The 23759-nt window shown below is 63.9% G+C and carries 19 protein-coding genes and 1 pseudogene; 3 read left to right on the top strand and 17 right to left on the bottom strand.

Going from position 1 to position 23759, the window contains the following annotated elements; translation table 11 throughout:
- Positions 1 to 13: 13 nt before the first annotated feature.
- From ftsA to ftsW, 8 genes and pseudogenes are all read right to left on the bottom strand, one after another.
- Positions 14 to 1336 (bottom strand): cell division protein FtsA, encoded by a 1323-nt coding sequence (gene ftsA, locus JQ558_RS29785; protein ID WP_211997380.1) that lies wholly within the window; start codon positions 1334 to 1336, stop codon positions 14 to 16.
- The gene (locus JQ558_RS29780; RefSeq protein WP_212211578.1) at positions 1333 to 2322 is read right to left on the bottom strand and encodes a cell division protein FtsQ/DivIB; all 990 of its coding nucleotides are present in this window, start codon (positions 2320 to 2322) and stop codon (positions 1333 to 1335) included. The genes ftsA and JQ558_RS29780 overlap by 4 nt, the downstream gene beginning before the upstream one ends.
- A pseudogene (locus JQ558_RS37520) lies at positions 2262 to 2596 on the bottom strand (D-alanine--D-alanine ligase); the annotation flags it as partial. The gene JQ558_RS29780 and the pseudogene JQ558_RS37520, both read right to left, overlap by 61 nt.
- Before the next feature lie 77 nt (positions 2597 to 2673).
- Complete coding sequence (locus JQ558_RS29775) at positions 2674 to 3666, bottom strand: D-alanine--D-alanine ligase (protein WP_212211581.1); 993 nt, start codon at positions 3664 to 3666, stop codon at positions 2674 to 2676.
- Positions 3666 to 4589 carry a UDP-N-acetylmuramate dehydrogenase gene (gene murB / locus JQ558_RS29770; RefSeq protein ID WP_212211583.1) on the bottom strand — a complete coding sequence of 308 codons (924 nt, stop codon included), beginning with the start codon at positions 4587 to 4589 and terminating at the stop codon, positions 3666 to 3668. The genes JQ558_RS29775 and murB overlap by 1 nt, the downstream gene beginning before the upstream one ends.
- Positions 4590 to 4698: 109 nt before the next feature.
- Complete coding sequence (murC, locus tag JQ558_RS29765) at positions 4699 to 6102, bottom strand: UDP-N-acetylmuramate--L-alanine ligase (RefSeq protein ID WP_212296000.1); 1404 nt, start codon at positions 6100 to 6102, stop codon at positions 4699 to 4701.
- A gap of 199 nt (positions 6103 to 6301) precedes the next feature.
- Entirely contained in the window at positions 6302 to 7408 is a 1107-nt protein-coding gene (murG, locus tag JQ558_RS29760; protein ID WP_212211587.1) for an undecaprenyldiphospho-muramoylpentapeptide beta-N-acetylglucosaminyltransferase, read from the bottom strand.
- Positions 7409 to 7567: 159 nt separating this feature from the next.
- The gene (gene ftsW / locus JQ558_RS29755; protein WP_212295999.1) at positions 7568 to 8719 is read right to left on the bottom strand and encodes a putative lipid II flippase FtsW; all 1152 of its coding nucleotides are present in this window, start codon (positions 8717 to 8719) and stop codon (positions 7568 to 7570) included.
- Positions 8720 to 8863: 144 nt separating this feature from the next.
- Between ftsW and JQ558_RS29750 the strand changes: the two genes are divergently transcribed.
- Positions 8864 to 10204 (top strand): GDSL-type esterase/lipase family protein, encoded by a 1341-nt coding sequence (locus JQ558_RS29750; RefSeq protein WP_212295998.1) that lies wholly within the window; start codon positions 8864 to 8866, stop codon positions 10202 to 10204.
- Positions 10205 to 10321: 117 nt separating this feature from the next.
- Here the strand turns inward: JQ558_RS29750 and murD are convergent, their stop codons facing one another.
- The 7 genes from murD to rsmH form a co-directional block, all read right to left on the bottom strand.
- The gene (gene murD / locus JQ558_RS29745; RefSeq protein ID WP_212295997.1) at positions 10322 to 11722 is read right to left on the bottom strand and encodes a UDP-N-acetylmuramoyl-L-alanine--D-glutamate ligase; all 1401 of its coding nucleotides are present in this window, start codon (positions 11720 to 11722) and stop codon (positions 10322 to 10324) included.
- 4 nt (positions 11723 to 11726) lie between these two features.
- Positions 11727 to 12833 carry a phospho-N-acetylmuramoyl-pentapeptide-transferase gene (gene mraY, locus JQ558_RS29740; RefSeq protein ID WP_192738075.1) on the bottom strand — a complete coding sequence of 369 codons (1107 nt, stop codon included), beginning with the start codon at positions 12831 to 12833 and terminating at the stop codon, positions 11727 to 11729.
- A gap of 165 nt (positions 12834 to 12998) precedes the next feature.
- Positions 12999 to 14381 (bottom strand): UDP-N-acetylmuramoyl-tripeptide--D-alanyl-D-alanine ligase, encoded by a 1383-nt coding sequence (gene murF / locus JQ558_RS29735; protein ID WP_212295996.1) that lies wholly within the window; start codon positions 14379 to 14381, stop codon positions 12999 to 13001.
- Positions 14378 to 15871 (bottom strand): UDP-N-acetylmuramoyl-L-alanyl-D-glutamate--2,6-diaminopimelate ligase, encoded by a 1494-nt coding sequence (locus JQ558_RS29730; RefSeq protein WP_212295995.1) that lies wholly within the window; start codon positions 15869 to 15871, stop codon positions 14378 to 14380. The genes murF and JQ558_RS29730 overlap by 4 nt, the downstream gene beginning before the upstream one ends.
- A gap of 134 nt (positions 15872 to 16005) precedes the next feature.
- Positions 16006 to 17763: a penicillin-binding protein 2 gene (locus JQ558_RS29725; protein ID WP_212211605.1), complete on the bottom strand. Its 1758-nt coding sequence runs from the start codon at positions 17761 to 17763 to the stop codon at positions 16006 to 16008.
- The gene (locus tag JQ558_RS29720) at positions 17760 to 18152 is read right to left on the bottom strand and encodes a hypothetical protein (RefSeq protein WP_212211607.1); all 393 of its coding nucleotides are present in this window, start codon (positions 18150 to 18152) and stop codon (positions 17760 to 17762) included. The genes JQ558_RS29725 and JQ558_RS29720 overlap by 4 nt, the downstream gene beginning before the upstream one ends.
- Positions 18153 to 18154: 2 nt before the next feature.
- Positions 18155 to 19333, bottom strand: a complete 1179-nt coding sequence (rsmH, locus tag JQ558_RS29715) for a 16S rRNA (cytosine(1402)-N(4))-methyltransferase RsmH (protein WP_409410602.1) — start codon at positions 19331 to 19333, stop codon at positions 18155 to 18157.
- A 416-nt stretch (positions 19334 to 19749) separates the two neighbouring features.
- Between rsmH and JQ558_RS29710 the strand changes: the two genes are divergently transcribed.
- The gene (locus JQ558_RS29710; protein WP_212275992.1) at positions 19750 to 20619 is read left to right on the top strand and encodes an N-acetylmuramoyl-L-alanine amidase; all 870 of its coding nucleotides are present in this window, start codon (positions 19750 to 19752) and stop codon (positions 20617 to 20619) included.
- On the opposite strand, the gene JQ558_RS29705 is transcribed toward JQ558_RS29710, so the two are convergent.
- Together JQ558_RS29705 and JQ558_RS29700 are read right to left on the bottom strand one after the other, a co-directional pair.
- Positions 20620 to 21993 (bottom strand): FAD-binding oxidoreductase, encoded by a 1374-nt coding sequence (locus JQ558_RS29705; protein WP_212295993.1) that lies wholly within the window; start codon positions 21991 to 21993, stop codon positions 20620 to 20622.
- Between the two features lie 73 nt (positions 21994 to 22066).
- Positions 22067 to 22762 carry a GntR family transcriptional regulator gene (locus JQ558_RS29700; protein ID WP_212275990.1) on the bottom strand — a complete coding sequence of 232 codons (696 nt, stop codon included), beginning with the start codon at positions 22760 to 22762 and terminating at the stop codon, positions 22067 to 22069.
- Between the two features lie 107 nt (positions 22763 to 22869).
- Here JQ558_RS29700 and JQ558_RS29695 point away from each other — a divergent pair, with 107 nt between their 5' ends.
- Positions 22870 to 23757: a transporter substrate-binding domain-containing protein gene (locus JQ558_RS29695; RefSeq protein WP_212295992.1), complete on the top strand. Its 888-nt coding sequence runs from the start codon at positions 22870 to 22872 to the stop codon at positions 23755 to 23757.
- Positions 23758 to 23759 lie beyond the last annotated feature (2 nt).

The following is a 23759-nucleotide window of genomic DNA, read 5'->3' as shown; positions in this document are numbered from 1 at the left end:
TGAAAACCGGTCATCAGAAGCCCTCTCGCAGCCATCGTCCGACCCTTCCGAAATAGCCGTCAGTCCCTGTCCTGAGCTGCCGCGTATGCCGCGGTTCGACGTGTTCGAGGTGTGCGTATTGCGGATAGACCAGGAGGCCCGCCGGCACCGCGAACGAGGCGCTCTTGGCCTCGTTGGGCAGCCGGCCGAAGCCGAGCGGACGGCCGATCCGGACCGGCCGGTTGAGAATGCGGGTGGCAAGTTCGACAGTACCGGTGAGCTGGGACGCGCCGCCGCTCAGGACAACCCGCGCCCGCGGCTCTGCCGCAAAGGGGGAATCCGCGAGCCGGTCCCGGACCATTTCAAAGATCTCCTCGGCGCGATGCCGGACGATGTTCGCGATCGTGGCGCGCGAGACGATCTGCGGCGCATCGCGCTCGTCATCGCCTGCGGTGGGTACGGACATCAACTCGCGCGCGTCTGACCCGCCGGTCAGCACGGTGCCGTATAAGGTCTTGATTCGCTCGGCATCCGCAATGCATGCGCCGACGCCGCGTGCAAGATCCATCGTCATGTGTTGCCCGCCGACCGCAAAGCCGGAGGCGTGCACAAAGCGTCCGGCCGAATAGGTCGCGATCGTGGTCGATCCGGCGCCCATCTCGACCACGGCGGCGCCGATGTCGGCTTCATCGTCGGTGAGGACCGAAAGGCCCGCCACATAAGGACTTGCCGCCATGGCCTCGACGTTGAGATGGCAGCGTTCGACCACCAGCATCAGGTTCTTGGCCACCGTGGCATCCGCCGTCACGACGTTCATGTCGACGCCGAACTGCCGCGCCACCATGCCGCGGGGATCGCGGATGCCCTTGACGCCATCCAGCGTGTAGCTGACCGGCAGCGCGTGCAGCACGGTGCGGCCTTCGCCGGTGGCGTGACGCATGCCGGTGGACGTCACGCGGGTGACATCGTCAGAGGTGACCGAGCCGCCCCTGATATCTGCGGCGGCTTCGACCAGCTGGCCCTGCAGCCGGCCGCCAGAGACCGACAGCAAAACGGATTCGACGCGGACCTTGGCCATGCGTTCGGCCAGCGCCACCGCCTGGCGCACGGCCTGTTCGCATTCGGCCAGATCGACCACCGCGCCGGCCTTGACGCCGCGCGACTGGATCTGGCTGTAACCGATCAGCTCGACCGCGTGGCTGCGGCCGCGCAGGGCCTCATTCGGCGGCGACGGCTTCAGCCGCGCGATCATGCAGGCGATCTTGCTGGTGCCGATGTCGAGCGAGGCCACCAGCGCGGTGCGCTTCTGCGCCATCGGCCGCGTCTTCGGGGTCTGGTTGCGATCGAGGCCGGTCATGCTGCGTCACCGGCTTTTTTCTTGGGCTTCTTGTCCTTGAACAGTTCCTCGCGGGCCTTCGCCGCGTCTTCGGACAACAGCACCGTCAACCGGTCCGGCAGGCGCATGTCGACCGCGACGATGTCGCGGGAGAACAGCCTGTCCTCCTTGTCGAGCTTGCTCAGCAGCGCCAGCGCATTGCCGACGTCGTGTTCCGGCAGGCGGATATCGAGACCGTCCTTGAGGCGCAGGTTCCAGCGCCGCTCGCCGACATAGATCGCAGCCTTGGTCACGCTGCGGACCTGCGGATAGCGATCCAGCAGCGCCAGGAAGTCCCGCGCCTTCTCGGCGGCGCCCTTGCCCACCACCAGCGGCAGCGAGATGAAGCGCCGCGACATATAGGGTTCGAGCACCGCGCCATCCTCGGCGATGACGGACAGCCGGCCGTCCTGCTGCCACAACGCGAACGCGGTACGCTCGACGATGTCGATCTGCAGCCGGCCGGGATAAAGCTTCAGAATCGCGGCGTCCGATATCCAGGGATTGGTCTTGAGCTTGTCGCGCACGGTGGCGGCATCGAGGAACAGCAGCGAGGAGCGGCCGTTGACGCCGCCGATCGCGAGCACTTCATCTTGGCTCAGCTGCTTGCGGCCGTTGATGGCCACCTCGGTGATGCGGAAGCCGGCCGAATTCGCCAGCGCGTTGCGGGTATCGCTGAGCGCACCGACGAACTCGTCGACATGGCCGCCCTTGACGACACCAAGCGAGGCGCTGCCGAGCAGCATCAGCACGGTCAGGGCGACGCCGGCACGGTTCGGCAGGTAACGTTCGAGCCACAGGATCAGGCGGTTCGGCGGTTCGCGGTCGATCACCCGCTTCGCCCGCACGCGGGCGCGCAGGCCCAGCCGCTCGCGCAACAGCACGACCGCTCCGATGGCGGCGGCTTTCAGGTCAGCTTGGGGCCCCAGCGATCGCAGCGATCGAGCGAGGCGTCCTGCACCATCCATTGCACGAGCTCGTCAAAAAGTTGTTCCCGCAAAAAGGCTTGCGGGCTCTGGCGCACGTGATGTCTCGGTGATGCCGGGCTGGGCTCAAGACCTCGGTTGTGAGGAGGCCATTTTTCCCTCGATGCGATCGTCGAAGCGGAAATCCGCAACAGCTTACGCCCCGGCAGCCAAGCGCCACATGCGCCGCCAGCGTTAACCTTCGGACTTCCTGGTAAACAAAGGGTAAATGTGACCGGTCAGGGGCGTGTTTTGCGCAGCCTTGTGAGTAGTTTGCCGGGCATTGGTTAGGATTTTAGTAATATTTCATCCGGACCGGGCGGGTTCCCTCAACCAGCACGTTAACCCGGCGAATCACCCCCGCCTCTGAAGGCGTTGCTCGGCCAGTACGACCTGGTCGCGCAGGAAATCGGAAAAATCGATTCCCTGGGCCTTCAGCGCCTTCGGATACAGCGAGGCGGCGGTCAGTCCCGGCAAAGTGTTGGTTTCGAGATAGACCAGCCCCTTGGCCGAGACGATGAAATCGCTCCGGGAATAGCCGCTGCAGGACAGTGCTCGGTGCGCCCGGTGCGCCTGGTCCATCAGGTCGGCAGTAATCGCGGGCGAAAACCGGCCCGGGCAGATCTCCTGGGTCGATTTGAGCAGGTATTTTGCCGTGTAATCGAACGCGCCCTCGCCCGGGATGATTTCGACCGGCGGCAGCGGCATGATGGTGCCGTCGGATCGCTCCAACACGCCGCAGGTGGCTTCGACGCCGGAAACGAATGCCTCGATCAGATATTCCTCGGATTTGGCGGCGTTGCGGACCGCGACGAGGTCCTGCTTGGCGTTGACGAAGATCAGGCCGTAGCTCGATCCGTCCCGCGCCGGCTTCGCAATCAGCTTGCCGTATTCGGCGAACGCGGCATCGATATCGTCGAGCGCGATGCCTACCGGCGTCTCCACGCCCGCAATCGCCGCAAAGCGCTTGGCCGCGGTCTTGTCGAAGGCCAGATTTGAAGACGCCGAGCCGGACCCGGTGAAGGGAATGCCGCGCATTTCGCACATCGCCTGCAGTTCGCCATTCTCCGCCCGGCCCCCGTGCAGGCCGAGCACCAGCACGCGATCTTCGGCTTTCGCTTTATCGAGCGCCGCTTCCAGCGCGATGCCGCGATTGCCCGGATCGAATTCGTCCTCGAACGGCCGCTGGTGATTGAGCAGGGCTTCCGACGTCACCTCGTGCACAGTGTCGGCGACGTGCCAGAACCACAGATCCGCCTCCGGCAAGGCACGATGCAGCGCCTGCGCGCTCGCTACCGAAACCAGCCGCTCCTTGTTGGTGCCGCCGAAGAGAATGGTAATCCGCATCAGCCTTGTCCGATTCCGATCCGCTTGATTTCCCAGTGTAACTCGATTCCGGAGTTTTCCTTAACCCGCGCACGCACGGTTTCACCCAGCGTTTCAATGTCATGCCCGGTCGCGTTGCCAGTGTTGATCAGGAAGTTGCAGTGCATTTCCGACACCTGCGCGCCGCCGACGCGCAAGCCGCGGCAGCCGGCGGCGTCGATCAGCTTCCAGGCGCTGTTGCCGGGCGGGTTCTTGAAGGTCGAACCGCCAGTCTTTTCGCGGATCGGCTGCGCGGTCTCGCGATGGGTCTGCACTTCCTCCATCCGCGCGCGAATGGTTTCAGGCGCGGCAATGGCGCCGCGGAAACGCGCCGAGGTGAAGATGATGGAAGGATCGACGCCGCTGTTGCGATAGACGAACTTCATGTCGGCATTGCTGAAGCTGTGCTTCGTGCCGTCGCGGCCGATGCCGGTGGCCTCGATCAGGACGTCCTTGGTCTCGCTACCATTGGCGCCGGCATTCATGCGCAGCGCGCCGCCGATCGTGCCGGGAATGCCAAACAGGAATTCCATGCCGCCGATATTGGCCGTCGCCGCGGTTTCCGCCACGCGCTTGTCGAGCGCGGCGGTGCCTGCGATCACGACGTCGCCCTCGGCACGCGTCTCGCCGAACGCGCGCGGCGACAACCGGATCACGACGCCGGGAATGCCGCCATCGCGCACGATCAGGTTGGAGCCGACGCCGACGACATAGACCGGCAATTCCTGCGGCAGTTTTTTCAGGAAGTACGCGAGATCATCTTCATCCGACGGCGTGAACAGCACCTGCGCCGGACCGCCGACGCGAAACCAGGTGAGTTCGGCGAGCGACTGATTCGCCAGCAGCCGCCCGCGCAAGTCGGGCATTGCGGTTTTGAGATCGGGGGTGATGTCGGGGAAGGTCAACGGAGTTCTCTCGGCTCGTCATGGCCGGGCTTGTCCCGACGATCACACAGTAAAGACGTGGATGGCCGGGACAAGCCCGGCCATGACGGAGTTGGAGGTGATACGCCCCTCACCCCAGCGCCTTCAATTCGCCGGGCAGCGCATAGGCCCATTGCGTGATGTTGCCGGCGCCGAGGCAGACGACGTAGTCGCCGTTATCAGCGATGCCGCTGATCACCTTGGCGAGTTCGGACGAATTTTGCAGCGGAATGACTTCGCGATGGCCGTGTGCGCGCAGGCCGAGCACGAAATGGTCGCGATCGATGCCCTCGATCGGCGCCTCGCCGGCCGGATAGACTTCGGCGACGACGACCGCATCGGCGTCGTTGAAGCAGGTACAAAATTCCTCGAACAGCGATTGCAGCCGGGTGAAGCGATGCGGCTGCACCACGGCGACGATCTTGCCGTTGGTGGATTCGCGCGCCGCCTTCAGCACCGCTGCGATCTCGACCGGGTGATGGCCGTAATCGTCGATGATGGTGACACCGTTCCATTCGCCGGTCTTGGTAAAGCGCCGCTTGACGCCGCCAAAGCCCGCCATCGCCTTGCGGATCACCTCGCCGGAAATGCCGAGTTCATGCGCCACCGCGATCGCCGCCGTTGCATTCGATGCGTTGTGGCGTCCCGGCATCGGCAGCATGATGTCGGATATTTCATGGGTCGCGCCGGTCTTGCGGTTGCGGAACGCGACCTTGAATTTCGAGCCGCTGCCCATCGGCGTCAGATCGACCAGCCGCACATCGGCCTGCGGGTTCTCGCCATAGGTGATGATGCGGCGATCCTCGATCTTGCCGACGAGGGTCTGCACCACGGGATGATCGGTGCACATCACGGCAAAGCCGTAGAACGGCACGTTCTCGACGAAATTGCGGAATGCCTCCTGGATCGCCTCGAAAGTGTTGAAGTGATCGAGATGTTCGGGATCGATGTTAGTGACGATCACGACATCGGACGGCAGCTTCAGGAACGTGCCGTCGCTCTCGTCGGCCTCCACCACCATCCAGTCGCCCGCGCCCAATCGCGCATTGGAGCCATAGGCATTGATGATGCCGCCATTGATCACCGTCGGATCGAGGTCACCGGCGTCGAGCAGCGTCGCGACCATCGTCGTCGTCGTGGTCTTGCCATGGGTGCCGGCGATTGCGACGCAGCTTTTCAGCCGCATCAGTTCGGCCAGCATTTCGGCGCGGCGCACCACGGGAATGCGCTGGGCACGCGCCGCCATCAGTTCGGGATTGTCGCGCTTGATCGCGGTCGAGACCACGACAACGTCGGCGCCGTCGACATTCTCCGCCTTGTGGCCGACCGAAACGGTGATGCCCTTGTCGCGCAGCCGCGTGACGTTGCCGCTTTCGGAGGCGTCCGAACCTTGCACGGTATAGCCGAGATTGCTCAGGACTTCGGCGATGCCGCTCATGCCGATGCCGCCGATCCCGACGAAGTGGATGGGTCCGATCTCGCGCGGCAGTCTCATGTCTGTCTCGTATGTTCCCGTCATGCCCGGGCTCGTCCCGGGCGTCCACGACTTCTACGTCACTTCATGCAAGACGTGGATGCGTAGGCACTCGGTATACCGAGTGCCGTTCTTTTTTAAAGGGTCAAGTCGGATATATCCGAATTGACATGACAAGCCCGGCCATGACGCAAAAACAATGAAAATCGACCATTGCGGCCTAGATTCCGGCAACTTTCTGCACCAGATCGGCCAGCCGCTCGGCAGCGTCCAGCCTGCCCACGGTGCGGGAGGCGGCGGCCATCTCGGTCAGCTTCGCCGGCTCGGCGGCGAATGCGGAAATTTCGGAAGCCAGCCGGTCCTGCGTGAACTCCGCCTGCGCGATGCGCAGCGCGCCGCCCACCTTGGCCAGCACGCCGGCATTGGCGAACTGATCCTGATCGATCGCGCCGGGCAGCGGCACCAGGATCGAGGGCCGGCCGATCGCGGCGAGCTCGGCCACCGTGCCGGCGCCGGAGCGCGACACCACCAGATGGCTGGAAGCCAGCCGCGCCGGCAAGTCCGTGAAGAACGGCGCCAGCTCGGCGCTGATCTTGAGCCGGTCATAGACCGCGCGCACCCGCGCCATATCCTCTTCGCGCACCTGTTGCGTCAGGATCAGCCGGCTCCACAGCACCGGCTCCAGCCGTTCGATCGCCGGTGGCACGATGTCGCTCATCACGCGCGCGCCCTGGCTGCCGCCGACCACCAGCAACCGAAGCGGCCCGTTCGCCTCGGGCGAGGCAAAGGGTATCGCGGCGGCGGCCAGGATCGCCGGACGCATCGGCGTGCCGACCGTCGTTGCCTTGCCAGCCAGCGCCGGATCGCGATCGAGCACGCCCGGCAGCGAGGTCGCGATCGCGTTGACTCGGCTGGAGAGAAACCGGTTGGCGCGGCCGAGCACCGCGTTGGCGTCGTGAATGAGGCTGGGCACGCCGAGCAATCTGGCCGCCATCAGCGGCGGCAGCGTCGGATAGCCGCCGAAGCCGATCACGGCTGATGGCTTCAGCCGCCGCACCAGATTGAGCGCGATGAGACCGCCATAGCCGAGCATGACAGCGGTGCGCGCCAGCGAGATCGGATTGCGGCCACGCACGGTCTCGCTCGGCACCACGTCGATATTGTCATTGACCCTGGAGAACAGGCCGCTGTAGCGCAGCGCGCGGGCGTCGGTCGCGAGCCGCACGCGAAAACCGCGTTTGATCAGCTCGACGCCGAGCGCTTCGGCCGGAAACAAATGGCCGCCGGTACCGCCGGCCGCGAGGAGGATGAGGGGCGAAGTATTCATGGGGAATTCTTCTATAGCCAATCAGCCGTCATTGCGAGCCACCGGGTCGCGCGAATGCGCGCCCGATGACAGGCCCCGCGAAGCAATCCATAGCGCGGCATAACGGATGGGTGGATTGCTTCGCTGCGCTCGCAATGACGGGTTGGATTTACCTCGCCGTCATGCGTAGCTGCGCACCGAGTTGGCATTGTTCTGCGACTCGATCTCGGTGCGCGGGCGTTGCCGCGTCAGCGCCAGCATCATGCCGACGCCGTAGGCCAGCGAGATGATCGAGGAACCGCCATAGGAGATGAACGGCAGCGTCATGCCCTTGGCGGGGATCAGCTGCAGATTGACCGCCATGTTGATCGCGGCCTGCACGCCGAACAGGATGGCGAGGCCGGAAGCGGCAAACCGGGAGAACATGTCCTCGCTGGCATAGGCGCGCAGCAATGTGCGGATCACGACAAAGGCGAACAATGCGACCAGCGCCAGGCAGAGGATGATGCCGAACTCTTCCGCCGCCACCGCGAACACGAAATCGGTGTGGCTGTCCGGCAGGCTGCGCTTGGCGATGCCTTCGCCGGGCCCGAGCCCGAACCAGCCGCCGTTCCAGAATGCATCCATCGCCATGTCGAGCTGGAACGTATCGCCCGAGCCGGGATTCATGAATCGCTTGATGCGGTGGGCGACGTGCGGCACCAGCAGATAGGCGCCGAACAATCCGGCTGCGGCGGCGCCGGCAAGACCGACCACCCAGATCATCCGCATGCCCGCGATGAAGAACAGCGCGCCCCACACCATCAGGACCAGCATGGTCTGTCCGAAATCCGGCTCCATCACCAGGAGCGACACCAGCATCAACAGCAGCACCATCGCCATCGAAGTCGCCGGCATCTCCGGACGTTTGGTCGATTCCGCAAACAGCCACGCCGCGATCACGACAAAAGCCGGCTTGGCGGATTCCGAGGCCTGGATATTGACGCCGAGCAACGTGATCCAGCGCCGCGAACCCTTGACCTCGGCACCGAACATCAGCGTGGCCACGATCAGCACGATCGAGATCGCAAATACTAGCAGCGCCCCACGGCGGATGTTCTTCGGAGACATGAAGGATACCCCGATCAGCACGATGAAGGACGGCAGCAGGAACATCACGTGCCGGTTGAAGAAGTGGAAGGGATCGAGCCCGATCCTTGTCGCCACCGGCGGGCTCGCCGCCAGCGACAGGATGAGGCCGCCCACGACCAGCGCGATGATCGCCGCGAGCAGCAGTCTATCCACGGTCCACCACCATTCCGAGAACGGGGTGCGTTGGTCACGGGCGAGCATGGGCGTCCCCAAATGGCAGAGGTAACGTCCATTGGTGGCGGAGGATGGTTTCCAAGGGGTTAATGGGGTCCGTCAAATTTTCGGTTTCACCAATTGCGCCCTTGGCTTTAGGGTAAGCTCCAATCACAAGGCTTGGGAGGAACCATGCGTTCTCTTACCGCTATCGTCGTGGCATCGCTGTTGGTCGCATCACTTCAGACGGCATCCGCCAAGGATGAGAACTGGGTGGTGTCATGGACCGGTTCGGTCCAAGGACCCTACCCCGTCGGCAACCCGTCCGCCCAGCCCGACCAGAAATTTGCGTTCCCCGATCCTGCGGCCGGCGCGCGGGATCAGACCTTTCGCCTGATCGTGCGGCCCGATCTGTGGGGCCGTCAGGCCCGGCTTCGTTTCAGCAATGCGTTCGGCACCAGGCCCGTGACGTTCGACGGCGTTTGTGCCGGCCTGCAATTGAGCAGTGCTGCGCTGCTCCGCGGCTCCAATCGCCTGGTGACTTTTGGCGGCAAGACTTCCGTCACCGTCCAGCCCGGCGATTCGGTCTGGAGCGACGCCATCACGCTGCCGTTCGGAGGGCAGCCCGACCAGCTCGCCGGCCGCCGCCTCGCGGTCAGCTTTCACATCCCAGGTGAGAGCGGTCCGATGACCTGGCACGCCAAAGCGCTGACGACGTCTTACGTCACCGCGCCCGGTGCGGGATCCAAGGGCACGTTGGAAGACGAGGCGGCATTTCCGTATACGACCGCGTCGTGGTTCTTCCTCGATGCGATCGAGATGACGGCACCGACCGACGCCTTCGCCATCATGGCGTTCGGCGATTCCATCACCGACGGCACCGCGTCGACGATGAACGGCGACGACCGCTGGCCCAACGTGCTCTCGCGCCGGCTAAAAGCGATCCATGGCAACAAGGTCGCGGTGGTGAACGGCGGCATCGGCGGCAACCAGATCGCCGGACCGGCCGAGTATGGTCCCGGCAAACCGTTCCCCGGCGGCCCTGCTTCGGGCCAGCGGCTCGAGCGCGACGTGCTGACGCTGTCGGGCATCTCCAGCCTGATCTGGCTGGAAGGCATCAACGATTTCAGCAAGAACGGCAACGCCGAAAGCGACAAGGTCATCGCCGCCATGAAGGACGGCGTCGCACGGCTGCGCGCGAAATGGCCGCATATCAAAATCATCGGCGCCACCGTGACGACGGCGCTCGGCAGTTCCAGTGCCGCACACGGTTTCCCCGAACAGGACGCCAAGCGGAAAGCGCTGAACGACTTCATCCGCACGTCAGGCACGTTCGACGGCGTGATTGACTTCGACAAGGCGACCCTCGATCCGCAATCCGGCGGCCTCAAGGTAGAATTCGTCCCCGACAGCACCACCGGCGGCGCCGGCGACAAGCTGCATCCCAATCGCACGGGTTATCTGGCGATGGGCCAGGCGATCGATCTGGATCTGTTCAAGCCAGTGCACGCGCGTCGGAGTGCGAAGAAGTAGGATGGGTTGAGCGACCGCATCCGCCGAAGCCCAACCTGGCAAAGGTGGAAGCGAAACCCATCGAGGCAACAACGACACGTGATGGGTTTCGCGAAGAGCTCAACCCATCCTACATCGTCACACCACCGGCTTCACACCCGGCATCGCCGTGACGAGATCGCGGAACCTGGCACCGCGGATTTCGAAGTTGCGGTACTGGTCGAACGAGGCGCAGGCCGGCGACAGCAGCACGACGGGGTCGGTGAGGCCCGAGGCTTCGGCGTCGCGCGCGGCGCTGGCGACGGCGACGTCGAGCGTCTGCGAAATCTCGTGCGGCACGCGGGTCCCGAGCGTGCCGGAAAACTCCTGCGCGGCTTCGCCGATCAAATAGGCTTTGCGGATGCGCGGGAAATATTCGGTCAGGCCGGTAATGCCGCCGAGTTTCGGCTTGCCGCCGGCGATCCAGAAAATATCAGCGAAGGACGACAGCGCATGCGCTGCCGCGTCCGCATTGGTACCCTTGGAATCGTTGACGAACAGCACGTTGCCGAGGCGGCCGACCTGCTCCATGCGGTGCGCGAGACCGGGAAAACTGCGCAGGCCGTTCTGCAGAATGTCGGTCGAGATCCCCATCGCCAGCGCGCAAGCCGAGGCGCACGCCGCATTCTGCGCGTTGTGCAGGCCACGCAATGAGCCGATGCCGCCGAGTTTTGCGATTTCGCTCCGCGCGCCGCCGGAGGCCCGGACGATGGTTTCGCGCTCGACATAGACGCCGTCGGGCAGCGGGTTTTTCACGGAGATGCGCACCACGCGCTTGCCGGCCTGATCGAGCCGGTCGGCGATGTTGCGGCACCAGCCGTCGTCGACGCCGACGATGGAGGTGCCCTGCGGCTGCACGCCGGCGACCAGCCGCGCCTTCACCGCCGCGTAGTGCTCCAGCGTGCCGTGGCGATCGATATGGTCTTCGCTGACATTGAGCAGAATGCCGACGGACGGATCGAGCGAGGGCGCCAGATCGATCTGATAGGACGACATCTCGATCACATGCACCCGCCCCATCCGCGGCGGCTCCAGCGACAGGATCGCGGTGCCGATGTTGCCGCCCATCTGGGTATCGTAGCCGGCAACCTTCATCAGGTGCGCGATCAGCGCCGTGGTGGTGGATTTGCCGTTGGTGCCGGTGATGGCGACGAACGGCGCATCGGGCGCGTGACGCCTTCGTTCCCTGCAGAACAATTCGATGTCGCCGATCACCTCGACGCCGGCCTGCCGCGCCATCAGCACGGACCAGTGCGGCGCCGGATGGGTCAGCGGCGCGCCGGGGGTCAATATCAGCGCGGCGAAATTATCCCAGGGGACGTTGCGCAAGTCGGCGGTGATGAAGCCTTCCTGTGCCGCCCTGGCGACGTTATCGGCGCTGTCGTCGCCGGCAATCACCTCCGCGCCGCCGGCCTTGAGCGCGTGGCAGCTCGCGAGGCCGGAGCCACCGAGCCCGAAGACGGCGACCGTCTTGCCCGCGAAGGAAGTGACGGGGATCAAGTTGTCACCGCAGCTTCAGCGTGGAGAGGCCGGCGAGCGCCAGCATCACCGAGATGATCCAGAACCGGATCACGATCTGTGGTTCGGTCCAGCCCTTCTGCTCGAAATGATGATGCAGCGGCGCCATCCGGAACACGCGTTTGCCGGTCAGCTTGAACGACACCACCTGCACGATCACGGAAACCGCTTCCAGCACGAACAGGCCGCCGATCACGGCCAGCACGATCTCGTGTTTGACCGCAACCGCGGTCGCGCCCAGCATGCCGCCGAGCGCGAGCGAGCCGGTGTCGCCCATGAAGATCGAGGCCGGCGGCGCATTGAACCACAGGAATCCCAACCCGGCGCCGAGCACCGCGCCGCACAGCACCGCAAGTTCGCCGGTGCCGGCGACGTATCTGATCTGCAGATAGTCGGAGAAGACAGCATTGCCGGTCAGATAGGCGATCATGCCGAAACTGGCGGCGGCGATCATCACGGGGACGATCGCAAGGCCGTCGAGGCCGTCGGTCAGGTTGACCGCGTTGCCGGCGCCAACGATGACGAAGGCACCGAAGATCACGAAGAACCAGCCGAAATTGAACACCATGTCCTTCAGGAATGGAATCGCCAGCGAGGTCGAGGTCACGTCGCGCCCGAGCCGCACCAGCGCGTAACAGGCGATCAGCGCGATCACGCCTTCGATGGCGAGACGAAACTTGCCGGCAAAACCGCTATGGGTCTGTTTCGTCACCTTTAGATAATCGTCATAGAAGCCGACGAAGCCGAAGCCGAGGGTCACCGCGAGCACGATCCAGACATAGGGATTGAGCGGGTTGGCCCAGAGCAGCGTCGAGACGACGAGGCCAGACAGGATCATCAGCCCGCCCATCGTCGGCGTGCCCTTTTTGGCGATGATGTGCGAGGCCGGACCATCGGTGCGGATCGGCTGGCCCTTGCCCTGCCGCAAACGCAGATGATCGATGATCCAGGGACCGAACAGGAACACGAACAGCGCGCCCGTCACCATCGCCCCGCCGGTGCGGAAGGTGATGTAGCGGAAGACGTTGAGGAGGCCGCGTAAAAACGAGAAAGCGGGGACGGTGTTGGAAAGCTCGATCAGCCAGTAAAACATTCAGTATGCCCTATTGCGGCCTGGTTGCGCCGTCTTGCCGGGTAAGCGCATTGCAAGCGCGTTGACAATCGTTTTCATCCTGGAAACCAAGCAAATCTTGGTCACGATCGCGGCGGCGGTTGCGCGAATCACCACGGAAATCACGAGTGGGTCAGCCCGGCCAGTTTACGCTTTTGCCTGCAAGGCAGCCAGCAGCTTGGGCACAAACTTGTTGACCCAGAACATCTTTTTGCTGCCCTTGACCACCACGACGTCACCGCTTTGCAACAATGCGGCGATTTTCTGCGGCTCCAGCGTGGCGGGGTCGTCGTGCCAGCCGAGGGCGCGATCGGCCGGCAAAAGGTCGTACAGATGGCGCATCAGCGGGCCGACACAATAGACGCCGTCGATGCCGGGCAGGTCCCTGGCCAGCTTGACATGATAGGCGGGCGCGTCGGCGCCGAGCTCCAGCATGTCGCCCATGATGGCGATGCGCCGGCCGGATGCGACCGGCCGCGCCTTGAGGCTGTCGAGCGCTGCGACCATGCTGGCCGGATTGCCGTTGAAACTGTCGTCGATCACGGTGACGCCGGCGGCGGTCTGCTCCACCCCACGCCCGGTCATGATGCCGACCTTGCCGAGTTCCTTGGCCAGATCAGCCTCATCGAGGCTGGCGGCGTGGACTGACGCCAGCGCGGCCAGCGCGTTCTGCAGACGATGCGGCGCGCCCGGCGTCAGGTCGAATGCGACCTGTTTGCCGCCGACTTGCGCTGACACGTGCCAGCTTTCGCCATGCGGGGTGTGCTTCAACGCATGCACTTCTGAACCACTGCCGAAGCGGACAAGCTTGCCGTTCCATTCCGGCGCTTCGACGTCGGTCGGCAGCACCAGCACGCCATTTTGCGGGAGGCCCTGCGCGATGCTCACCTTCTCGCGCCGGATCGCCTCCAGGCTGCCGAGCTTTTCCAGATGCACGGGCTGGACGTTGACCACCAGCGCCACGGTCGGCTGCGTCAGTTCGCTGAGCCGTGCGATTTCGCCGGTCTGGTTCATGCCCATTTCCACCACCCACAGCGAGGCGCTCGGGCTGGCATTGCACAGCGTCAGCGGCACGCCCCAGAAATTATTGAAACTGCTCGGGCTCGCATAGGCGTTCGGATAGGCGGCGAGATATTCCTTGGTACTGGTCTTGCCGGCGCTGCCAGTGAGGCCGATCACCGGGCCCTTGAACCGCGCCCGCGCCGCGCGCGCCAATCCCCAGAGACCGTCGATCAGCGTATCCTTGACGATCAGCTGCGGAACACGCACGCCTTCGATCCTGTGCGGCACGATCATCGCCACCGCTCCGGCGGCTTCCGCCTTGTCGGCGAACTCCCAGCCGTCGCGCGCGCTCGCGAAACTCGAAATGAAGCCGCCGCTCGGCGTGCCGCTGAGCGCCACGAACAGGCATCCGGGTTTTACCAGCCGGCTGTCCTGCGTAACGAAATCAATCGCGGTGTCGGGAAACGTACCCGCCAGGCCTAAAGCCTGGGCCACTTCGGCAATCGTCCACAATGGCGCAGCGCTCATGCATTCCTCTCCGCGAGTGCGGCCGCCACCGCGTCGTGATCACTGAACGGTAGCGTCTTGTCGCCGACAATCTGGCCGGTCTCGTGACCCTTGCCGGCGATCAACAGCGCGTCGCCTGGCTGCAGTCCGGCAATCCCGGCCCTGATGGCTTCCGCCCGGTCGCCGATGTCCCGGGCGCCCCTGGCGGCAGCCAGAATGGCGGCGCGGATGCTTGCCGGATTCTCGCTGCGCGGATTGTCGTCGGTGACGATGACGCCGTCGGCGTTCTCGGCCGCGATCGCCCCCATCAGCGGACGCTTGCCGGCGTCGCGGTCGCCGCCGCAGCCGAACACCACCACCAGTTTTCGCTTCGCATAGGGCCGCAGCGCCTGCAGCGCTTTCGCCAGCGCGTCCGGCTTGTGCGCATAGTCGACGAAGATCGGCGCGCCATTATGTTCGCCGACTTGTTCCAGCCGGCCCTTGGCGCCCTCGAGATGTTCGAGGCCGGCTAGCACCGCCGCAGGTTCGCTGCCGGTCCCGATCGCCAGTCCCGCCGCGACCAGCGCGTTCTCGATCTGGAATTCGCCGACCAGCGGCAGCTTGATCATATGCCTGCGTCCGCGATGTTCGAGCGTCAGCTTCTGCGCAAAGCCATCGACGACAGCATCGACCAGACGGATGCCCCCGTCCGCACCATCAGCGTTGCGGCCGATCGCGATAATCCGCAGTTTCCGTTCCCGCGCGGCGTCGATCACCTCCAGTGAGCAATCGTGATCGGCCGAGATCACGGCTGCACCATCGGCCACGACGAGATCGCGGAACAGCCGTAGCTTGGCATCAAGGTAATGCGCGACGTCGGGATGATAATCCATGTGGTCGCGCGTCAAATTGGTAAATCCGCCGGCGGCGATGCGCACGCCGTCGAGCCTGTATTGGTCAAGCCCGTGCGAGGAGGCTTCAAAGGCGAGATGGGTGACGCCGTCACCGGCGATCTCGTCGAGCTGGCGATGCAGCGCGATCGGATCCGGCGTCGTCAGCGAGCCGTAGACGGTGCGCTTCGGCGAAACGAGACCAATGGTGCCGATGCTGGCGGAGGCATGGCCGAGCCGTTGCCAGATCTGGCGCGTGAACGCCGCGACCGAGGTTTTTCCGCTCGTGCCCGTGACGGCTGCAATCGTCTGCGGTTGCCTGGGATAGAATTTCGCCGCCGCCAGCGCCAGCGCACGGCGCGGATTTGGCGTCGTGACGAACGGCACGCGGCAATCCCTGGTGGGGTGATCACCCGCGACCGCGACCGCGCCTGCGGCAATGGCTGAATCGACGAAGCGCGAACCATCGGTCTTGCTGCCGGCGAGCGCGAAAAACAGATCGCCCGGCTTTACCGCGCGGCTGTCCACCGCCAGGCCCGTCACGTCGATCGCATCCGCGATCTCGATCGCATCCGCGGTCTCGATCGCTTCCGCCTGCGGCTCGATCGCGGCATCACTGCTGAAGAGGTCGCGAAGTCTCATGGTCTTCCAGTCCGGCGCAGCAAGGGGGCTGCAAGCTTGATCCGAATGGATCATGCTTGCAGCCTCTTGTTTGAGCATGATCTTTGTCGGAAAACCGGTCTCCACTTTTCCGGATCATGCTGTGATCTAACGCCTTACTGGGTTGTCTTCGATGCCGCAAGAATGAGGCGATCCGAGGTCGGCAGATCGAAGCGTGGTTCGACGCCCAAAAGCGGTCCGATTCGGGCGATCACCTTGCCGCCGGTCGGCACCGTGTTCCAGCCCGAGGTGATGAAACCATGGGTTTCCGGCAGCGCCTTGGGCTCGTCCAGCATGATCAGCAGCTGATATTGCGGGTTGTCGGCCGGGAAGATTGCGGTGAAGGAATTGAGCACCTGCTTCTTGGAATAGCGGCCATTGACCACCTTTTCCGAGGTGCCGGTCTTGCCGCCGATATAGTAGCCCTTCACGTCGGCCTTCTTGGCGGTTCCGATCTCGGCGTTCAGCCGCATCAGATAGCGCATCTTGTCCGACGTTTCGGTCTTGAGCACCTTCTTGCCGATCGCCCTGGCTTCTTCTTCCGAGCGCTTGAGGAAGGTCGGCGGGATCAGGTAGCCGCCGTTGATAACGGCGTTGATGCCCATCACCGCCTGCAGCGGCGCCACCGCGATGCCGTGGCCGAACGAGATGGTGATGGTGTTGAGTTCGCTCCAGCGCTTCGGCAGGATCGGCGACGTGCTTTCGGGCAATTCAGTGCGCAGCCGGTCCATCTGGCCGAGTTTCTTCAGAAACGCCTTGTGGGCCTCGACGCCCTGCCCCAGCGCGATCTTGGCCGCGCCGACGTTCGAGGAGAACGTGAATACTTCCGACAGCGTGATCGAGCGGCCGACCGGATGCGTATCGTGGATGGTGAATTTGCCGTACTTCAGCACACCCCGCCCGTCGTACAGCGTGTTGAGGTTGGCCTTGCCGGAATCCAGCGCCATCGCCAGCGTCAGCGCCTTGAAGGTCGAGCCCATCTCGAACACGCCGGTGGTCAGGCGGTTGATGCGCTCGGGGTCGTGCGCCTCTTTCGGGTTGTTCGGGTCGAAATCCGGCAACGACACCAGCGCGACGATCTCGCCGGTCCTGACGTTGGAGACCAGGCCGGAAGCGGCCTTGGCCTTGTACTTCTCCTTGGCCTTCAACAATTCGTCGCGCAGCGCGTGCTCGACGCGCAGGTCGATCGACAGCTCGACCGGCCGCTGCAGCCGATCGGTGGCAAAGCCGGCGCGGTGCAGGTCGGCCAGCCCGTTATTGTCCAGCCATTTCTCCATCCCGGCGATGCCCTGGTTGTCGATATTGACCAGGCCGATCAGATGCGCGACCGCAGCGCCGGTCGGATAGACGCGCTTGTTCTCGCGCAGGAAGCCGATGCCGGGAATGCCGAGGCGATGAATGGCCTGCTGCTGCTTCGAGGTGATCTCGCGCTTCAGCCACACAAAGCCCTTGCGCGACGACAACCGCTCGCGGACCTCAGTCGTGTCGAGATCAGGCAATGTCGCGGTCAGAAGCTCGATCGCCTCGTCCTTGTCGATGATGCGGCGCGGTTCGCCGAAAAGGCTCGGCGACTTGACGTCGGTCGCCAGGACCTCGCCGTTACGATCGACGATGTCGGGCCGCGCGGTCGCGATCGCGTCCCGCGAGCCGGTGCGGGCCGCATTGTGGCTGTCGGCGCCGATCGCAAACATGACGAGGCGTCCGGCAATGATGGCGTACACCAATGCGAACGCCAGCACCGCAAGTCCGACGCGCGCCCGCGCCTTCGCCGCGCGATCGACATTGCGCCCGTAGAGCAGGCTGCGGATCAGCCGCTGCCGCCAGGGCTCGGCAGGCTTTGCAGGTCGGGTGGTGGCAAGCGCCTGATCGGTCATTGCTGATCTCCCGGCGCGGGCACCGAGCCGGTCACGGTCGGCGCATCGGTGGCAGCCTCGATGGTATTGATCATCGCGCCGATCGGATCGGGCGCGCCTGGCCTCGCAAAGCTGGGCGGCCGTTCCGGCAGGTTCTTCAACTGGTCATATTGCGTGGCGACCAGGGACTTCAGCGGCAAATGCCGGTCGGCCAGGCCCTGCAGCCGCAGCGGCGCGTCGAGCTTGGCCCATTCGGCGCGGAGCGCGGCAATGGCGTCGCGCTGCTCGCGGATTTCCGCGTTCAGCCGCAGCACGCGCTCGGTGCGCGAGGTCGATTCCATCTTGATCCGGTAGACATAGGAGGCGGCGAACACCAGCATGCCGATCACGAGGAGGTGGATGATCCGCATGGTCAGCCTCCCCTCATGACGCTGTCGATGGTCGGCCACGCCGGCAATTCGCCCGCCGTATGCGCCGGTGCCGCCGTCCGCTCCGCGGCGCGCAGTTTGGCGGACCGCGCGCGCGGATTGGCCGAAACCTCGGCCTCGCCGGGTGTGACCGGACGCTTGGTCAGGATTTGAAAGCTCGGAACGGCCTGCGCGACCTCGGGCAGATGCCGCGATCCGCCGCCGGACTTGCCGCGCTGGTTAAGGAAATCCTTGACGATGCGGTCTTCCAGCGAATGAAAGGACACCACGACCAGCCGGCCGCCCGGCTTCAGCACGCGTTCCGCTGCCGACAGCGCCAGATGCAGCTCGTCGAGCTCCGCGTTGACGAAAATCCGCAGGCCCTGGAACGTCCGCGTCGCCGGATGAATTTCGTTCGGCTTGGAGCGGACCACCTTGCCGACGATGTCGGCGAGCGCCTTCGTGGTCGTGATCGGCGCTTCCTTGCGGGCGGCGACGATGGCGCGGGCGACGCCGCGGGAGTGACGCTCCTCGCCGAAGATGTAGATGATGCTGGCGAGATCGGCTTCGGAGGCTTTCGCGACCACGTCCGCCGCGGTCGGGCCGTCATGCCCCATCCGCATGTCGAGCGGGCCACCGAGCCGGAACGAAAAGCCGCGCTCGGCCTGATCGAGCTGCATCGACGAGACCCCGACGTCCATCACGACGCCGTCGACGGCATCAACGCCCTGCGCGGCACAGACCTCGGCGAGATTGGAAAACCGCTCCTCGACCAGCGTCAGCCGGCCATCCGCCTGGTCGACCAGATCGACCCCGCCAGCAATCGCCGACCGGTCGCGGTCGATACCGATCACCCGGGTTCCAGCGGTTTCCAGGATCATCCGGGTGTAGCCGCCGGCACCGAAGGTGGCATCGACATAGATGCCGCCGTCGCGGGGGGTGAGCATCTCGACCGCCTCGCGGCCGAGAACGGAGATATGTCGGGAGGCAGCCGGGGTCATCCGCCGGCCTTCAGCGTATTCCAAGGTACGATACAGAAACTGGACGCCAACCGGTCCATTGCGCCTCAAATCCCTGCGCTTCGCCGGGTCGTTCCGGCCAAAAAACCGCTGCGAGGCGCGCTGGCTGTTTCCCGCCCCATCCCGCAAACCCTGTTTTCCGGACGGAATTTGCTGGGCTGCCATGGCTTTTCGAGCGTGAAAGAGGGCCTCGGCCGTCCCCAAACCGGTTCGGCTCTTCATCACTTAGTAACGGCACTTAGCGTTAATAAAGCGTTGACGATCGGCCACGGCTTTTACGCGCTTTGTAGCTACTCTCAAGCCGGTGATGCCCCGGCTCACTGGCCCAGCCAAGTGACGCCCCGGCTCATCTGGCGAAGCCGGCCGTCTGTCGAAGCCAGTGATGCCCGGCTCACTGGCCAAAGCCAGTGATGCCCGGCTCATCTGGCGAAGCCAGTGATGCCCGCCGCACACACTCGGTCAAAATGCGAGAGCGGGCGCGGCTGCTGGATTGCGCGGATGGCTTGGTAAAGGAATAGTAAAGATCATTGTTTTGTAAAATTTGCGGGTTGTCGTTCTCCTGCCCGGTTTGAGCTCATATAATGGCTGCTGGTTCGTTCACGTCTGCTGGTATTGATTCGAAGCGTCAACGTGCCCTTCCCGTTCCCAGGGCCATCGCGGACATGAAGACTTTTACCCCGGATTCCTCGATTGCCTCCGACGTGATCCCGTCGGCGAACTATGGCGACCGGAACAAGGGGCGCCTGCCCGACATGATTCTGCTGCACTACACCGGCATGCCGGATGTGGAAGGCGCAATCGCCCAGCTCTGCACCGCGGGAACCGACGTATCGGCGCATTACATCGTGCTGGAAGACGGCCGGATCGTGCAATGCGTGCCCGAGAGCAAGCGCGCCTGGCATGCCGGCGTATCGTTCTGGGCCGGCGAAGAAGACATCAACTCCTGTTCGATCGGGGTCGAGATCATCAATCGTGGCCACGACTGGGGCTATCCGGATTTTCCGCTGCGCCAGATCGCCGCCGTGATCGCGCTGTGCCGCGGCATCATGCTCCGCCGCAACGTGCCGCCGCATCGCGTGCTTGGGCATTCCGACGTCGCGCCTGCGCGCAAAAAGGATCCCGGCGAGAAATTCCCGTGGCATTCGCTGGCCAATTCCGGCGTCGGCCATTGGGTGCAGCCGGCGCCGATCGTGCGCGGCGAATCGCTCAAGCTCGGCAGCATCAGCGACGATGTCGCCGGCCTGCAGACTGCCCTGGCGCGCTACGGCTACCAAGTGCCGAACCACGGCAAGTACGACGGCCCGACCATGGAAGTGGTCACCGCGTTCCAGCGCCACTTCCGCCCGGCCCGCGTCGACGGCATCGCCGATCATTCGACCATGATCACGCTGCACGCGCTGCTGGCCACTTTGCCGGCCGATGCGACGCCGACGCAGGTCGCGGCGCAGTAGCTAGAGCACACCGGTTCCCGCGCTGTCGCGCAGCTGCCGCATAAAATTCTCGTCGTCGTAGCGTGACAGGCTGAGACGCTGCGCAAACCCGGGCTGCTGTGCGCCTTGAACCCAACTCGCGCAAAGCGCGCCCGTGGCGCAGGCAGCCATCGTTCCGAAACCGGAAAGCGCACCGGCGATGAAGGCGCCTTCGGTCTTCATCGGCCCGATCAGCGGCCAATTCTCTTTGGTCATGGTGTAATAGCCGCCGTAATGCGTAATCTGCCGCGGCAGCCGACCGTAATACTGCTTCAAGAGCGGGTTCAGCCTGCTCGCGCCTCTCAGAACGATATCCGGAAAGTTGGGATCCGTCGGGAGATCGTCCTGCGGCTCTGACGGCTGGCGATTATAAGCCCAGCCGAGCTTGATCCATTTTCCGTGATCGCCACCTTCCGGACGGCAGTGAATTCCGCCCGGCATCGGTCGGGCGAGCCAGGCCGTTGCACTATCTTCCTCGAGGAGCTGACGCTCCTGGTCGGTCCAGTCGATCGTCTGGCCATCCAGATCGATCGAGAACGGCATTCGTCGATCGATGGCGCCGAGATTGTCGGCGAACGCAATCTTCTGGTGAAACACGTTCTCGACCGGAAGCTCTTCCCCCAGCATTCGCGCGATGTCGGCGACGTACGGGCCGGCAGCGTTGACGAGTATCCCGGCATGCAGTGTCTGCTCGCCTTCCTCGCCACGCATCTTCAGTGCAAAGCCGCCGTCTTGCCGGACGATTTCGGTGACGCGCGCACGGCTCACTGCGCCTCCGGCTGCCCGGACTTCCTCCAGCATCAGACTTCCAAGCTGCTGCCCGCTGATATCTCCGGCGCGGCGGACGTGCAGAACGGTGGAGACCTCAGGATCAAACGTTGGAAAATGGCGACGGATCAGTTCCGGGTTTTGAAGTACGTCGACACCTTCGGGTGCATCCCGCCAATCCTCCGAGACCGCCGGTATGTAGGACGAAGACGACGCTGCGCCATGCACGCGTATCCGGCGCGCACCTTCCGGCCCGTAACCCGTATGGAGCTCCTCCAGCAATTGGTCCGGCTTTGCCTGACGCGTGGCCAGTGCGTAGCCCCGGCGGGTCATACGGACGCGGTTGTCGTGCCGACGGGCGATTTCCTCGAGCAGATCGATGCTGTAGTCGGTGAACTCAGTCATGATCGGATGCGGCCACCAGTTACGGTAGTTTTCACCCGAAGCGGCCGAGGTCAGACTCATGGGAGCATTCTGGTCGACGATCACGATCCGCGAGCCGGGACGGCTCCTCGCCAGATAGTAAGCGCAGGCGATGCCGACGATACCTGCACCGATCACGACGATATCGGCTTTGCGGGCGTTCATTTCATTCTTTCTCCAGGCTGGCTTACGCAGGCAAAGCGATCAGTGCGCGTGGACGTTGAGGTGATGGATCAAATCAGCGTTCCGGACTTGCATCCCGTGAAGCGTGACGTTGTGCGGACCTCAGCGTTTTCTGCGTCTGCACGATGTGCTCGCGCAAAAGCCGAACGGCTTTTTCAATCTCGCCGGCGCGACACAATTCGAGCAGCTGGTAATGCTCGCGCTGCGGGCGCTCCTTGCCGGTCGCCCGGGACACCAGCGCCCGCGTAAAACGGCTTACATGACCATAATTTGCTTCAATCATCGCAAGCAGGCGCGGCCGATTGCACGGCGCGTAGAGCGTTTCGTGGAATCTCCAGTTGAACGCGCCCCACTTTTCCGGATCGGGCTCCTTGTCGTACGACCGGAGGATCTTGTTGGCATCGTCGAGATCAACCTCTCCCATGGCCGGGATAGCCAGGCGCAGCGCATGACATTCAAGTGCGATGCGAATCTCGAGCAGCTCCACAACCTCGTCGATCGACATATCGGATACGACGGCGCCGCGATTGGGCAGGAACGTAACGAACCCCTCGGCCTCCAACTGCTTGAGCGCTTCCCTCACGGGAATACGGCTCGTCCCGAACCGTTCCGCCAATTCGTCCTGCCTGAGCTGAAACCCGGGCGCAAACTCGCCCAGGCTGATCGCGAGTCTCAGCGCCTCACGGACGGCGTCCGGCGTGGATCCATGTCCCCCGGCCCCTCGGCTCTTTGCGGATACTCCAGGTCCCATCCGGCCTACTCTGTATAAAATCGATTTGTATATTATACAGTTCATGTGTATAAAATCCAGCACAATCGCGTCAGCAACGGCCGGTCAGCCGAATAGGGAGTAAGCCCATGAAAGGACTGTTTTATTCATTGATCCTGGCGACCGCGGTCGCTGTCCCCGCCCACGCACAGTCGCCCGGCGGAACGCTGGCCAAAATCAAGGACAGCGGCGAAATCCGGCTCGGGCACCGGGACGTTTCGATCCCGTTTTCGTACCTCGACGACAATCAGAAGCCGGTCGGGTTTGCGATGGACCTCTGCGGACGGATTGTCGATGCGGTGAAAAGCGAACTCAAGCTTCCTGCCATTCAGACGAAGCTTCAGCCGATCCAGCTTGCCACTCAAATTCCGCTCATTCAAAACGGGACGATCGATATCGTTTGCGGTCCCGCAACCAACACGCTTGAACGGCAGAAAGTCGTGGCCTTCAGCAACACCATCTTCGTCTCCAGCATTCGCGCTGTGGTGAAAAAGGACGCTGCGATCAAAACCTTCGAAGACCTGAGCGGCAAGCCGGTGTCCCTGACGTCAGGTTCAACGTCGATCGCCCTGCTGACGGCGCGAGGCCAGGAGAAGAATTTCCAGACCAAGAACATCCTGTCGGGTGATCATGCCGGATCGTTCCTCGCGCTGACGACGGGCCGCAGCGAGGCCTTCATCATGGACGACATTTTGCTCGCCAGCCTGATCGCCAACAGCCCCGATCCGGACAACTGGCGCATTATCGACGATAGCCTCCGCACCGAACCGTACGGGCTGATTATCCGCAAGGACGATCCGGAGTTCAAAGTGTTGATCGACAAGACGCTGGTCGCGATGATGAAGAGCAATCAGTTTGCGGATCTCTATGCAAAATGGTTCATGAAGCCCATTCCGCCCAAGAACGTGAACCTGAATTTTCCGATGACGCCGCCGTTAAAGGACGCGGTCGCCAACCCGACGGACAAGGGAGTCTGATC

This window comes from Bradyrhizobium sp. AUGA SZCCT0160 (genome assembly GCF_018130105.1).
In the GTDB taxonomy this organism is placed as follows: domain Bacteria; phylum Pseudomonadota; class Alphaproteobacteria; order Rhizobiales; family Xanthobacteraceae; genus Bradyrhizobium.
This window is presented reverse-complemented; position numbering and strand designations above follow the sequence as displayed.